Annotated in this window: 13 protein-coding genes; 5 read left to right on the top strand and 8 right to left on the bottom strand. The window is 69.8% G+C overall.

All coding sequences use genetic code 11. The annotated features are described in order from the left end of the window. Nucleotides 1-81: 81 nt before the first annotated feature. Nucleotides 82-687: an exonuclease gene (locus ABIE67_RS37050; protein ID WP_370265922.1), complete on the top strand. Its 606-nt coding sequence runs from the start codon at nucleotides 82-84 to the stop codon at nucleotides 685-687. Here ABIE67_RS37050 and ABIE67_RS37045 read toward each other — a convergent pair. The 7 genes from ABIE67_RS37045 to ABIE67_RS37015 form a co-directional block, all read right to left on the bottom strand. Next, nucleotides 650-1,999 carry a nucleobase:cation symporter-2 family protein gene (locus tag ABIE67_RS37045; protein ID WP_370269319.1) on the bottom strand — a complete coding sequence of 450 codons (1,350 nt, stop codon included), beginning with the start codon at nucleotides 1,997-1,999 and terminating at the stop codon, nucleotides 650-652. The genes ABIE67_RS37050 and ABIE67_RS37045 overlap by 38 nt on opposite strands. A gap of 281 nt (nucleotides 2,000-2,280) precedes the next feature. Further along, nucleotides 2,281-3,660, bottom strand: a complete 1,380-nt coding sequence (locus ABIE67_RS37040) for an 8-oxoguanine deaminase (protein ID WP_370265921.1) — start codon at nucleotides 3,658-3,660, stop codon at nucleotides 2,281-2,283. Between the two features lie 136 nt (nucleotides 3,661-3,796). After that, nucleotides 3,797-4,720 (bottom strand): factor-independent urate hydroxylase, encoded by a 924-nt coding sequence (gene pucL / locus ABIE67_RS37035; protein WP_370265920.1) that lies wholly within the window; start codon nucleotides 4,718-4,720, stop codon nucleotides 3,797-3,799. A gap of 5 nt (nucleotides 4,721-4,725) precedes the next feature. Continuing rightward, nucleotides 4,726-5,118, bottom strand: a complete 393-nt coding sequence (gene uraH, locus ABIE67_RS37030; protein ID WP_370265918.1) for a hydroxyisourate hydrolase — start codon at nucleotides 5,116-5,118, stop codon at nucleotides 4,726-4,728. Nucleotides 5,119-5,218: 100 nt separating this feature from the next. Beyond that, nucleotides 5,219-5,728, bottom strand: a complete 510-nt coding sequence (uraD, locus tag ABIE67_RS37025; RefSeq protein ID WP_370265917.1) for a 2-oxo-4-hydroxy-4-carboxy-5-ureidoimidazoline decarboxylase — start codon at nucleotides 5,726-5,728, stop codon at nucleotides 5,219-5,221. 124 nt (nucleotides 5,729-5,852) lie between these two features. After that, nucleotides 5,853-6,221 (bottom strand): helix-turn-helix domain-containing protein, encoded by a 369-nt coding sequence (locus ABIE67_RS37020; RefSeq protein WP_370265916.1) that lies wholly within the window; start codon nucleotides 6,219-6,221, stop codon nucleotides 5,853-5,855. Continuing rightward, entirely contained in the window at nucleotides 6,218-6,469 is a 252-nt protein-coding gene (locus ABIE67_RS37015) for a hypothetical protein (protein ID WP_370265915.1), read from the bottom strand. Before ABIE67_RS37015 ends, ABIE67_RS37020 begins: the two co-directional genes overlap by 4 nt. Before the next feature lie 133 nt (nucleotides 6,470-6,602). Here ABIE67_RS37015 and ABIE67_RS37010 point away from each other — a divergent pair, with 133 nt between their 5' ends. The 4 genes from ABIE67_RS37010 to ABIE67_RS36995 all read left to right on the top strand — a co-directional run bounded on the left by ABIE67_RS37010 (nucleotide 6,603) and on the right by ABIE67_RS36995 (nucleotide 11,645). Next, complete coding sequence (locus ABIE67_RS37010; protein WP_370265914.1) at nucleotides 6,603-7,442, top strand: TIM barrel protein; 840 nt, start codon at nucleotides 6,603-6,605, stop codon at nucleotides 7,440-7,442. Nucleotides 7,443-7,586: 144 nt separating this feature from the next. Beyond that, nucleotides 7,587-8,477, top strand: a complete 891-nt coding sequence (locus ABIE67_RS37005) for a 2-hydroxy-3-oxopropionate reductase (RefSeq protein WP_370265913.1) — start codon at nucleotides 7,587-7,589, stop codon at nucleotides 8,475-8,477. Between the two features lie 188 nt (nucleotides 8,478-8,665). Next, complete coding sequence (locus tag ABIE67_RS37000; protein ID WP_370265912.1) at nucleotides 8,666-10,123, top strand: catalase; 1,458 nt, start codon at nucleotides 8,666-8,668, stop codon at nucleotides 10,121-10,123. A gap of 553 nt (nucleotides 10,124-10,676) precedes the next feature. Continuing rightward, nucleotides 10,677-11,645 (top strand): DUF2891 family protein, encoded by a 969-nt coding sequence (locus ABIE67_RS36995; protein WP_370265911.1) that lies wholly within the window; start codon nucleotides 10,677-10,679, stop codon nucleotides 11,643-11,645. 2 nt (nucleotides 11,646-11,647) lie between these two features. Here the strand turns inward: ABIE67_RS36995 and ABIE67_RS36990 are convergent, their stop codons facing one another. Beyond that, complete coding sequence (locus ABIE67_RS36990; RefSeq protein WP_370265910.1) at nucleotides 11,648-13,780, bottom strand: hypothetical protein; 2,133 nt, start codon at nucleotides 13,778-13,780, stop codon at nucleotides 11,648-11,650. Between the last annotated feature and the right edge of the window lie 5 nt (nucleotides 13,781-13,785).

Genomic DNA, 13,785 nt, shown 5'->3' with positions numbered 1-13,785 from the left:
TCAACCTGGAGTTGACCGAGGCAGAAGCCTAAGCGGAATTCGGATGCGGAAGGCCCGGGCCACCTGGGAAGCTCCCACTCCATGGCCGCACGACGTATCAAACCCAGCCTCTACATCTCCGTCGACATCGAGGCCGACGGCCCGATCCCCGGTCCGTACTCGATGCTGAGCCTCGGCGCGGCGGTCGCCGGAGTGCAGGACGCGGACGGGTTCACGGCGGCCGACCCGGAGAGGCACACCTTCTACCGTGAACTGCGCCCGGTCAGCGAGGAGTTCGTGCCGGAGGCGCTGGCCGTGAGCGGGCTCGACCGCGAGCGCCTCGGCAGGGAGGGCCTCGACCCCGCCCTGGCGCTCGCCCAGTTCACGCGCTGGGTTCGCGAGGTCAGCGCCGACGCCCAGCCGGTGATGTGCGGCTACCCGGCGTCATACGACTGGACGTTCCTGTACTGGTACCTGATCCGCTTCACCGGAGCCAGCCCCTTCGGGCACTCCGGCTGCCTGGACATGAAGACGCTGTACGCCACCAAGGCCGGGCTGCCGCTGCGAGCGGTGGCCAAGGGCACGATGCCGCGCGTGCTGCTGTCGAGGCGCCGTCACACGCACCATGCGCTGGACGACGCCGTCGAGCAGGCCGAGCTGTTCGCCAACCTCATGGAGTGGCAGGGGCCCGGGTCGCCGTCCCGGTGATCTCCTCCCCCGCCTCCATCGGGTGGGTCACGTCATGGGCGTCCCGGCCGCCCTTGCCGAGGTGGTTGAAGACCAGGTTCAGCAGGACCGCCGCCACACACCCCGTCGAGATGCCGGAGTCGAGCACGATCCGCGCCGTCTCGGGGAAGGCGTGGTAGAACTCCGGCGCCGTGATCGGGACGATGCCGACGGCCAGCGAGACGGCGACGATCAGGACGTTGTTGTCCTTGTCGAGGCCGGCCCGGACAAGGGTCTGGATGCCGCTCGCGGCCACCGAACCGAAGAGGACGACGCCCGCGCCGCCGAGGACCGGGCGCGGTACGACCGCGATGAGCGAGGCCGCCATCGGGCACAGGCCCATCAGCACCAGGAAGCCACCGCCCACGGCGACGACGTACCTGCTGCGGATCTTCGTCATCGCGACCAGGCCGATGTTCTGCGCGAAGGCGCTGCACATGAAGCCGTTGAAGAGGGGGCTGATCGCCGAGCCGAGGGTGTCGGCGCGCAGGCCGGCCGCGATGGTCTTCTCGTCGGCCGGGCGGTCGACTATCTCGCCCAGCGCCAGCATGTCGGCCGTCGATTCGGTCATCGACACCACCATCACCACGCACAGCGAGATGATCGCGGCCAGCTGGAACTGCGGCGCGCCGAAGTGGAACGGGGTCGGGAAGCCGATGACATCCGCGTCCGCGACCGGCCCGAAGTCCGTGACGCCGAAGGGGATCGCGATCAGCGTCCCCGCGACCAGGCCCAGGAGCACGGCGATCTGCTTGACGAAGCCCGTGGTGAAGCGGCGCAGGAGCAGCACGATCAGCAGCGTCCCGGCCGCCAGGCCCAGGTTCGTCGCCGAACCGTAGTCGTCCGCGGCCGGGTTGGGGCCCTGCGCCCAGCCGAAGGCGACCGGCAGGAGGGAGATGCCGATCAGGGTGATGACCGTGCCCGTCACCACCGGTGGGAAGAAGCGCACCGCCTTGCTGAAGAAGGGGGCGGCGAGGAAGCCGAGGAGGCCGGCGACGATGACCGCGCCGAAGATGACCGGCAGGGCGTCGGACTTGTCCTCGGTGGAGGCGACGATCGCCGTCATCGGGGCGACGCCCGCGAAGGTGACGCCGTTGACGAAGGGCAGCCGGGCGCCGATCTTCCAGATGCCGAGCGTCTGGAGGAAGGTGGCGAGACCCGCGGTGAACAGACAGGCGCCGGTGAGGAAGGTCAGGTCGGTGGCGGAGAGGCCGATGGCCGCGCCGACGATCAGGGGCGGGGCGACGACTCCCGCGTACATGGCGGCCACGTGTTGCAGACCGGTGGTCGCCATTCTCAGGGCGGGGAGTTTCTCGTCGACGGGGTGGCTCGAAACGGGCTGGGCGGACACTGCGGCTCTCCTCCGGTCGGGTAACACGTCGGCTCTGACGTGGGTGTCTTGGAGGTGGTGCGAGTGGTCGTGCGGGACCGGGGACGGGCCCGTTCTGGGGGAAACGGAGACCGTTCCGGGGCGCACGCGTTCACGCGCGCCCCGGAGACGGCCGCCATGGACCCCGCTCGGGTCCACGGCCACCGGTAGGGAGCCGTCCCTCCCGACCGGAGATCTTCAACTGGTCAGGCCTGCGCGGCGATCCTCGCCAGGCGCTGGGCCTCGTCCCGCGTGGAGCGGGCGATCGCGTCCTCGTCGGCCGTGAGGAGCCGTCCGTGCTCCACGATCTGCCGGCCGTTCACGAAGGACGCCGTGACCGGGGCGGCCGCGCCGAAGACCAGGGCGGTCACCGGGTCGGCGATGGAGGCGTGGGCGAGGGTGTCCATCTTCCACAGCACGAGGTCGGCCAGCTTGCCCGGCTCCAGCGAGCCGATCTCGGCGGCGCGGCCGAGTACCTGGGCACCGCCGTACGTCCCGAGCCGCAGTGCCTGCCGGGCGTTCAGGGCGGCCTCGCGGTGGGCGCCGAGGCGGTTGATGAGCAGGGCGTTGCGCAGTTCGGTGTGCAGCTCGCCGGACTCGTTGGAGGCGGTGCCGTCGACGCCGAGGCCGACCGGGACGCCGGCCGCGAGCATGTCGGGGACGCGGGCGATGCCGGCCGCGAGGCGGGCGTTGGAGGACGGGCAGTGGGCGACGCCCGTCTTCGTCCGGGCGAAGGCGGCGATGTCGGAGTCGTTCATGTGGACGCAGTGCGCCATCCACACGTCCTCGCCGAGCCAGCCGGTGGACTCGAAGTAGTCGGTCGGGCCGATGCCGAACAGCTCGTGACAGAACTTCTCCTCCTCCACGGTCTCCGAGCCGTGGGTGTGCATGCGCACGCCGAGGCGGCGGGCCAGCTGGGCGCCCTGCTTCAGGAGCTCGGTGGAGATGGAGAAGGGGGAGCAGGGGGCGACGGCGACCTGGGTCATCGCGTCGAAGGAGGCGTCGTGGTGCAGCTTGACGGTCTCCTCGGTCCCGGCCAGCGCGCCTTCGAGGGTCTCGACGGCGAAGTCCGGCGGCAGTCCGCCGTCCTTCTCGCTGCGGTCCATCGAGCCCCGGGCGAGGGTGAAGCGGACACCCATGTCACGGGCGGCACCGATGATGGCGCCGGAGAGGTCGCCGGAGCCCTGCGGGTAGACGTAGTGGTGGTCCATGGCGGTCGTCACGCCACCGCGGGCCATCATCGCCAGCGAACCCTGTGCGGCGGAGCGCACCATCTGCTCGTCGATGCGCGCCCAGGTCGGGTAGAGGGCGACGAGCCAGTTGAAGAGGTTGTGGTCCGTGGCCAGGCCCCGGGTGATCCACTGGTAGAAGTGGTGGTGGGTGTTGACCAGGCCGGGAGTGACCAGGTGCCCGGTGGCGTCGACGCGGCGTACGACGTTCTCCAGGCCCTCGGGGGCCCTGCCCGCGCCGAGCGACTCGATGCGGTTGTCCGCGATGACGATGTGGCCCGAGGCGTACTCGGTGTCCTTCGCGTCCACCGTCGCGATCGAACAGTTCTCGATGACGATGCGCTGGGCTGCTGCCATGGTTCGCCCCTTTTTCACGGGTGTTGTGCTGATCGGAGAGGGCACGGCAGGACCCCGGGAGTTTTGAGTGCCGTGACCGGGGAGCCGGGTCCGCGGGAGGCGGGTTCCCCGGTCACGGGTGCCGAAAGGGGATGGATCAGAGGTTGGTGAGGTCCATCGGGATCTTCGCCTCGCAGCCGTCCCGCAGGATGGTGGCCTCGATCAGGCCGTAGGGGCGGTCGGCGGCGAAGTACACCTCGTTGTCGTTCTTCAGCCCGAACGGCTCCAGGTCCACCAGGAAGTGGTGCTTGTTCGGGAGGGAGAAGCGGACCTCGTCGATCTCGCTGCGGTTGTTGATGATGCGCGAACCCATTTGGTACAGGGTCTGCTGGAGGGAGAGCGAGTACGTCTCCGCGAAGGCCTGGAGCATGTGCTTCTTGGTCTGCTCGTAGGACTTCTCCCAATTGGGCATCCGCTGCTCGTCGTCGGTCCAGTTGAACCGCCAGCGGCCGGAGACCTGGGTGGCCAGGATGCGGTCGTACGCCTCCTGGAGCGTCGTGTACTTGTCCTTGACGTAACCCCAGAACTCGGAGTTGGTCGAGTTCATCACCACGAGGTCCTTGAGGCCGGAGACGACCTCCCACTTCTCACCGTCGTAGGTGATCTGCGTGACCCGGGTCTCCTGGCCCTTGCGGACGAAGGAGTGCTTGACCTCGTCGGCGCCGATGAACTGCGAGTTCGCGTCGGAAGCGTCGATCCGCTCCCAGGCGTACTCCTCGATCCGGATCCGGGCCTGGTGGATCGGCTCCTGCGAGGTGACGAAGTGGCGGGCGAGGTGGATGCCGAACTGCTCGGCGGACTCGATGCCGTACTCCTTGGCGAACGCGTACACCGTGTTCTTGGTGGTGTCGGTCGGCAGGACGTTGGCGTTGGAGCCGGAGTAGTGGACCTCGTCCATGTCACCGGAGAGGGCGACGGAGACGTTCAGGTCCTTGATGTGGTGGGTGGCGCCGTCCCGCGTGATCTTTACGACTCGGTTCTCGGCCTTGCCGTACTGGTTCTGTCCCAGGATCGTGGGCATGTCTGCTAGCTCCCTCGGTAAACGGAGTAGCCGAACGGGTTGAGCAGCAGCGGCACGTGGTAATGCTCCCCGGGCTGCACGGCGAAGGTGATCGCCACCTCGGGGAAGAACACGGCACCGCTGTCCCGATTCGCGGGGGCGTCCTGCTGCGCATCGGCTTGCTTCTTCTCGAAATACGGCTCCACGGCGAAGTCGAGCCGTACGTGTGTGGTCCCCTCCGGCAGCGCCGGGAGGTCCTTGCATCGCCCGTCCGCGTCGGTCGCGGAGCCGCCGAGCGCCTGCCACGAAGCGTCCCGGCCGCTACGGGCGGAGAGCTGGACGGCGACGGCCTCGGCGGGGCGGCCGATGCTGGTGTCCAGGATGTGCGTGGACACGGAGGCGGTGGTGCTGGTGCTCATGGTCAGGCGTCCTCTTCGGTCTTCCTCGAAGGTCGGTCTTCCTCGAAGGTCGGTCTTCGGCGAAGGTCGGTCTTCGGCGAAGGTCGGTCTTCGGCGAAGATCAGTCTTCGCCGACGAGCCGGGCGAGCCGGATACGGTTGATCTTGCCCAGCTCGGTGCGGACGATCTCCCGCTCCTGCTCCGGCGAGTTGCCGATCCGCTCCTTGACCGCGTCGCGCATCTGCTCGCCGGTCCGGCCGGTGGCGCAGATCAGGAAGACATGGCCGAACCTGTCCTGGTAGGCCAGGTTGAGTTCGAGCATCTCCGCCTTGAGCCCCTCGGAGGCGCCGGCCATGCCGCGCTGTTCCCGGGCCGAGGTCGGATCGCCCGGCTTGGGCCGGCCGATCGGCGGGTGCCCGGCCATCGCCTCCTGGAGGTCCTCGGCGGTCAGCTCCGCCATGGCGGCGTCACTGGCCAGATAGAGGTCGTCCGTGGTGGCGTAGGGGCGGGCGGCGAGCAGCCGCTTCGCCCACGCCGTGGAGGCGCACGCCTCGTGGAGAGCGGCGTGGGCCGCGTGCTCCTCCAGGGCGTTGAACCGGGCCAGGCCCGGGGGCGTGGAATTCGACGTCACGGGAGCCTCCGTGGCCGCGAAGGGCCTTCGTACTGAACGGGGCGTGCCGATAGCTAACGCCCTACGACGACGAGACGTCAACACTTTGTTGAAAATTCGCGGTGACGAAACCGGGCGGGCCGTCTCAGGCGTTCTTGTCCCGGTTCAGGTAGTTGTAGACCGTGAAGCGACTCACCCCGAGCGCGCTCGCCACGGTCTCCACACCGTGCCGCACGGAGAAGGCGCCCCGCGCCTCCAGTATCCGCACGACCTCCTGCTTGGCCTTGCGGTCCAGGTCGGCCAGGGGCTGACCCTTCCTGCGCTCCATGGCCGCCAGGATGTGATCCAGGGAGTCGGCGAGCTGGGGCAGACGTACGGCGACGACGTCGGCACCCTCCCAGGAGAGCACGGCATCCTCGGGGCCGGCCTCGTCGGGCGGGAGTATCTCGCCGCCCATGGCGTCGACCAGCGGCTTCACGGCCGCGATGAAGGGCTCATCCCCGGTGCCGGTCACTCCTCACCCTCCCCGACCACGTTGACCTGGAGCGAGATCCGGGTGGCCCCGGCCTCCAGGCTCCTGCGCAGCAGGGCGTCCACGGCGGTGAGCACGGTGTCGGCACCACCCTCCGCCGTGTTGCCGAACGGACCGACGTCGACCGCGTCGAGCGCGGCCGCCTCGATGACCTCGCGGGCCGCCAGCGCGTGCGCGGGCGCCTCGTCGAGGTCGAAAGGCTCGGTCGTGAACTCCACTCTCAATCGCACGCGGTCAACCTAACGCGCGGCACCGCCTTCCGCCGAGCCCTCTTGACAAGCTTGGACACACAACGGCAATCTTCCAATACGCAGAAACTAACTTCCGCAATATGGAATCTCGACACGGAAGGGAGCGCCGGCGATGGGATTCGCAGAGCAGCGCTTCAACGTCAACCTGTCGATCCTCTTCACGGAACTCCCGCTCCTGGAGCGCCCCGCGGCCGCCGCCGCGGCCGGCTTCACCGCGGTCGAGCTGTGGTGGCCCTGGATCGACTCCCCCACCCCCGAGCGGTCCGAGCTCGACGCCCTGAGGAAGGCGATCGAGGACGCGGGCGTCCAGCTCACCGGGCTGAACTTCTACGCAGGTCAGCTGCCCGGTCCCGACCGCGGCGCCCTGTCGGTCCCGGGCGAGGAGTCGGAGAGGTTCCGCGCCAACATCGACGTGGCGGCGGACTTCGCGGCCTCCCTGGGCTGCAAGGCCCTCAACGCCCTGTACGGCAACCGCGTCGAGGGCGTGGACCCGGCCGAGCAGGACGCCCTCGCACTGGAGAACCTGGCCCTCGCGGCCCGGGCGGCCGACCGGATCGGCGCGATCCTCCTCATCGAGGCGCTGAACCAGCCCGAGTCGCCGCTGTACCCGCTGGTGTCCGCGCCGGCCGCCGTCGGCATCGTCGACAAGGTCAACGAGGCGACCGGTCTCGGCAACGCCAAGTTCCTGATGGACCTGTACCACCTGTCCATGAACGGCGAGGACCTGCCGGCGGTGATCGAGCGGTTCGCCGCGAAGACCGGCCATGTGCAGATCGCCGACAACCCGGGCCGCGGCGCGCCGGGCACGGGGGCGCTGCCGCTGGAGGAGCTGTTGGACCAGCTGCGCAAGGCGGGGTACGAGGGCTGGGTCGGCCTTGAGTACAAGCCGGGTGACCGCCCGAGCGCGGAGGCGTTCGACTGGCTGCCGGTGGAGCACCGCGCCGCCCGCTGACGGCACCGCTCCTGGGGGCTGCCGCCCCCAGACCCCCGCTTTCGGCCCCGAAAGGGCCTCGTCCTCAAACGCCGGACGGGCTGATTCTCGCTGACCGGCACCTCTTCGTTGACGCACCACAGCAGTTCAGAGAGGTACCCCATCATGAGCAACCTCCCCAAGATCGCCTGGATAGGCCTCGGCATCATGGGCTCCCCCATGTCCGAGAACCTGATCAAGGCGGGCTACGACGTCGCTGGCTTCACCCTGGAGCAGGACAAGCTGGACCGCCTGGCCGCCGCCGGCGGCACGGTCGCCGGCTCGATCGCCGAGGCCGTGCGGGACGCCGACGTCGTCATCACGATGGTGCCTGCCTCCCCGCAGGTCGAGGCCATCTCCTACGGCCCCGACGGCATCCTGGAGAACGCGAGGTCCGGCGCGCTGCTGATCGACATGTCCTCGATCACCCCGCAGACCTCGGTCGACCTGGCGAAGGCCGCCGAGGACAAGGGCATCCGCGTACTGGACGCCCCCGTGTCCGGCGGCGAGGCCGGCGCCATCGAGGCCGTACTGTCGATCATGGTCGGCGGCGAGCAGGCCGACTTCGACGCCGCGAAGCCGATCCTCGAGGCGCTCGGCAAGACCATCGTGCTGTGCGGCCCGCACGGCTCCGGTCAGACCGTGAAGGCGGCCAACCAGCTGATCGTCGCCGTGAACATCCAGGCGTGCGCCGAGGCCGTGGTCTTCCTGGAGAAGTCGGGTGTGGACCTGAAGGCCGCGCTGGACGTCCTCAACGGCGGCCTGGCGGGCTCGACCGTGCTGACGCGGAAGAAGGACAACTTCCTCAACCGGGACTTCAAGCCCGGCTTCCGGATCGACCTGCACCACAAGGACATGGGCATCGTCACGGACGCCGCCCGCAACGTCGGTGCCGCCCTTCCGGTCGGTGCCGTGGTCGCCCAGCTGGTCGCGTCCCTGCGCACGCAGGGCGACGGCGGCCTGGACCACTCGGCCCTGCTGCGGGCCGTGGAGCGCCTCTCCGGCGCCCAGGTCTGACCGGACCCCGAGACTTCCGGGCGGCGTCCTCGCTGACACCTGTCCTGTCGCGCCCAGGCGGGGGCGCCGCCCGGAATCAACTTCAACAAACTGTTGACGCCCAGATTCTCCCACTTCTAGGCTCCATCAAGCGGAAAGAGTTTTCCGCTGCCACCCGCACGGAAGTGCTACCGCACGGAAGGTCCACGATGTCGAAGCGCGTGCTCACCACCGAGTCCGGCGCCCCGGTCGCCGACAACCAGAACTCCGCCTCCGCCGGCGTCGGCGGCCCGCTCCTGCTCCAGGACCAGCACCTCCTGGAGAAGCTGGCGCGCTTCAACCGCGAGCGCATCCCGGAGCGCGTGGTGCACGCCCGGGGCTCCGGCGCGTACGGCCACTTCGAGGTGACCGACGACGTCACCGGCTTCACCCACGCCGACTTCCTCAGCGCGGTCGGCAAGCGGACCGAGGTGTTCCTGCGCTTCTCGACCGTGGCCGACAGCCTCGGCGGCGCGGACGCGGTCCGTGACCCGCGCGGCTTCGCGGTCAAGTTCTATACGGAAGAGGGCAATTACGACCTCGTCGGGAACAACACCCCGGTGTTCTTCATCAAGGACCCCATCAAGTTCCCCGACTTCATCCACTCGCAGAAGCGCGACCCGTTCACCGGCCGCCAGGAGCCGGACAACGTCTGGGACTTCTGGGCGCACGCCCCCGAGGCCACGCACCAGGTGACCTGGCTGATGGGCGACCGCGGCATCCCGGCGTCGTACCGCCACATGAACGGCTACGGCTCGCACACCTACCAGTGGACGAACGCCGACGGCGAGGCCTTCTTCGTCAAGTACCACTTCAAGACCAACCAGGGCATCCGCTGCCTGAGCGCCGAGCAGGGCGCCGAACTCGCGGGCAAGGACCCCAACTCCCACCAGACGGACCTGCTCCAGGCCATCGAGCGGGGCGTGCACCCGTCCTGGACGCTCTACGTCCAGCTGATGCCGGCGGCCGAGGCGGCCGACTACCGCTTCAACCCGTTCGACCTCACCAAGGTGTGGCCGCACAAGGACTACCCGCTGCAGCGCGTGGGCCGGCTGGTCCTGGACCGCAACCCGGACAACGTGTTCGCCGAGGTAGAGCAGGCCGCGTTCTCCCCGAACAACTTCGTGCCCGGCATCGGCCCTTCGCCCGACAAGATGCTCCAGGGCCGTCTGTTCGCCTACGCGGACGCCCACCGCTACCGCCTGGGCGTCAACCACACCCAGCTGGCCGTGAACGCGCCCAGGGCGACCGTGGCCGCCAACTACGGCCGGGACGGCCTCATGGCGACCAACTCGCAGGGCCGCGGGGCGAAGAACTACGAGCCGAACTCCTACGACGGCCCGGTGGAGACCGGCCGCCCCCTGTCGGCCCCGCTGGCGGTGTCCGGCCACACCGGCACCCACGAGGCGCCGCTCCACACCAAGGACGACCACTTCTTCCAGGCCGGCGAGCTGTACCGGCTGATGTCGGCCGAGGAGAAGTCCCGTCTGATCGCGAACATCGCCGGTGGCCTCTCCCAGGTCTCCCGCGACGACGTGATCGAGAAGAACCTGGCCCACTTCCACGCCGCCGACCCCGAGTACGGCAAGCGCGTGGAGGAGGCGGTCCGCGCGCTGCGCGAGGACTGAACCCCCAGACCGCGTCCGACTCCTGACGTGAGGTCATGAGCCGGGCGCACCGCCCGCGCCACGACGCCGATCGACCCGGATGAGGGGTGGTCGACCGGCAGAGGGGCGCGGGCAACGTGAGGACCGCGGCGGCGTGCGAGCCAGTGCGGTGGTGAAGGTCCGGACCTCCTTCTCGACCAGAGGGAAGGAGCCACCCGGTTCCGTCGCTGCCGCCGCGGTCCCGAGCCCCCCCAGACCCCGTCCGGCGGCGCGAATGTCCTGTCGCGCCCAGCCTCGCACCGTCGGACGGCCATCACCGAATACCTCACCGGCTGAAGAGCGCCGGGTACGGACGGTCCCGTACCCGGCGCTCTTCGGCGCCCTCCCCCGGCACAGACCGCTGTTCTCGCGCGCCCGCGGTACTCCCCGCGCGCATGGCAGGCCGACCGCGGCGCTTGTATCGTGAAGCAGCGGGAAGGCCTCAACCGCTGGACAGGAGGCGGTAGTTGCCGGTCGTGGGGCCCCGCCCGTCCTGCCCGCCGGCGGGGCGTGCCGGGCCGGAGGGAGGCATCGCGTGTCCGACGACAGCCCCGGCCTGACGGGCGACGGCGACGGATGGTCACGCCTGTGCGCCGGGCGTGCGTCGATGCTGTCGGCCTTCGCGGCCGTCGTAGGGACGGCGCTGCAGCGCAGGGACACCGAACACCGGGGGTTCCACGGCTGCCTCGACTGGCACAGTGCCGTCCACGGCACCTACGCACTGTTCGCCATCGCCCGGCTCACCGGCGACGCCACACACCGTGACCTCGCCCTCCACGCCACCGGCGGGGCGCGCGACATCGACGCCGAGACCGCCGTCCTGCGCGCCGGCCACCTCGCCCACGAGGTGCCGTACGGCGCGGCCTGGGTCCTCCATCTCGATCTGGAGGCCCGCCGGGCCGGGATCCCGGCCTTCAACGAACTCGCGGACGTGGCCGCCCTCCTCGTCGCGGACCATCTGCGCGATAGCGCCCCCGACGCCTCCGCCGCCCGCTCCCCGGCATATCGCAGCGCGATCTGGGCCACCTCCGCGTTGCTGGCCTGGGCCTCCCGATGTGGGCAAGGGCCCCGGCTGGCCACCGCGGAGGAGTCCGCGCGGCGCATCCTGGCGGCACGCCCCCGGGGGGACCGGCGTGCCCCGGGCTTCTTCTCACCGGAGCACCTGACGGCGGTACTGGCACTGCAGTGCGGGCTGCGCGGCGCGGCCGCCGAACCGTACGCACGGCCCGTCGAGCGGACCGCGCCCCTCACCCGGGCCCGGATCCGCACCGCACACGAGGGCGGTCTCAACTTCTCCCGATCCTGGGGGTGTTACGCCGCGTGGCTGATGACCGGGCGCCCCCACCACCGGGCCGACTACGTGCGCCTGCTGACCACGCACTTCGCGCTGCCCGCCCTGTGGCGGGACGACTACGACGCGTTCGCCCACTGGGTACCGCAGTTCGGCACGTTCGCCCTCGCGATGACCGACCCGATCTGGTTCACCTCGGCGGACGGCACCTAGGCTCACGTCCAGTAGCTCTTCATGGCGTCGCCGAACTCGTCGACGAGGAAGTCGAGATACTCGGGGTCGAGCATGTCGCCCCGCGACCGGTGCTGGTGCGTGATCATGTAGAGCAGTCCGAGCCGACGCCGCTCCTCCGTGGTGAAGCGGGCCGGCGACACCCGTACGATCCGCTTGTGCTGGGCGGCGAACCGCCGGGGGATCGCCTCCGGCACCAGCAGCGTGGGCGGCGCCACGAGCACGACGGACCGCTCGGCATAGTGCAGCGCGGCGACGAGCATCACCTCCCACCAGCGGGCGAAGGTCAGCTCCAGCTGGTAGCGGTCGGAGATCTCCTCGCGGAACAGCTCCATGTCGCCGAACTCATGGATCTGAGGGACGCGGCGGTGGATCCCGTCGCCCAGCCGTCGCTCCACATCCGCCTCGGTGAGGCGGTAGTCGAGGAACTGGAGCCGTCCGTACACGCGGTACCAGTCGATCCCCAGCGGCGAACCACGTCGGCCCACAGCCGACACCCGCGCACCTCCGGACTCGTAGAGATGCCACTCGACCGTGAGGGGCCGCTTGTCGGAGCCGCAATACAGCAGTTCCATCCTCTTGCCGGCGTGGTCCGGGCGGACCGTGTCGTAGCCGTCGCCGATCCAGACGATCGGCTCGTTCGAGTCGACGGGCTGGGGCCGGCCGACGCGTTCGTGGCGGACGTACAGACGTGGCCGGGGTCCCAGATGGCTGCGCAGCGTGCGGCGCACATCGATGCCGTCGGCCAATGACCCCGTGAACTCAAGGCTCTTGACGTCGCTGTCCGCGGGCAGCCGGGCCAGCGTATGCGCCTTGGCGCGCATCTCGTTGACGAACAGGCTCATGACGGGCCATGCCTCTGTGTGCTCGAACATGCCGGACCGGACGCTCCGGGGCGGAGCCGGCGGGGTGTCCAGATCGACCGTGATCCCGGGCGGCATGTCCACTGCCACCTCAGGGCCCTCCTGCCCGTTACGGCGTTCGTCGGCCGGCCAGGGCACGAACACGTAGAACTGCTCCATGCGCGTGCAGTTGCGGGCCACGTAGAACCCCGGATTACGGCGGGGTGCCACGGACTCCACGTCGAAGACGGCCTCGCTGGTGCCCCGGATCCGGCCGATGCGTTCCACCCGTACCTGGTCGTGGTAACCGAGCAGATGGCGGAAGGCCCGTTCGTGGAAGACCGCGGGGAAGCAGCCGGCGGCCGCCAGCAGCACCACGTCGAACCGGGGGGACAGCAACCGCTCGATCTCCATCAGACGGGTCAGCACGCTGACGAAGGCCTGATAGTGCCGGATGGACAGGCGCAGGTCCCGCGCGCCGCGGCTGAGCTCGTCGTAGATGCCCAGCAGAGCGTCCAGCTTGTCGAAGGTGTGCGCCTTTCCCTGGGCCCGCATCCGCTCGTAGACCTCGACCAGGCGCGGGATGTGGTCGAGGTAGCGCATCAGTACGGGCAGGCTCGGCGGGACCACGGTGTAGCGGGGGCGCGGGGGCGCACTCTGCCCCACCTCGACCGGTGGCACGGGCCTGCGCAGCAGCCGGCGGATCGGCTGTACATGGGTCGCGTCACAGACGAACAGGATCCGCTCATGGCGTCCGGCGAGTTCCTGCAGCCGGGCGGCCATGTGCAGTTCGCGCCAGCTGTCCACGGGTTCGAAACGGGCCGGCGGGCGCAGGAGCTGGTCGGCGACCAGGTCGAGATAGGCCTCGGCACCGTGCCGGAGGGCGTAGCCGTCGTCGGGCCATTCCTCGTCGTTGAGGCAGAAGCGGTCCACCAGATGGCCGGGAGCCACTTCCTGGTCGACGCACCACAGCGGCAGCCCGAGTTCGAGCGCGATCCGAATGGCCTCCACCATGCCGTCGGCCGGGGTGACCGGGAAGACCTCACGACGGTCGGTGTCGCTGACCGACGAGATGACCAGCGAGACCGTGGGGAGCGCGGCGACGGCCTCCAGGACCCGTGGCCGCGCCGAGTCGGGCAGCGCGACGGCTACCGCGTCTCTCTCGCCCAGGCCCATCTCGTGGACGGCCCGTTGGACCTGCACGGCGAAACCGAGGTGGTGGCGCAGCACCGGCACGAAGTGCACGGGGCCCTGGCACAGGAAGGGCTTCGGCATCGACG

Source organism: Streptomyces sp. V4I8, assembly GCF_041261225.1.
Classification (GTDB): domain Bacteria; phylum Actinomycetota; class Actinomycetes; order Streptomycetales; family Streptomycetaceae; genus Streptomyces.
Note: the sequence above shows the minus strand (reverse complement) of the source record. Positions and strands in the feature narration are given on the sequence as shown.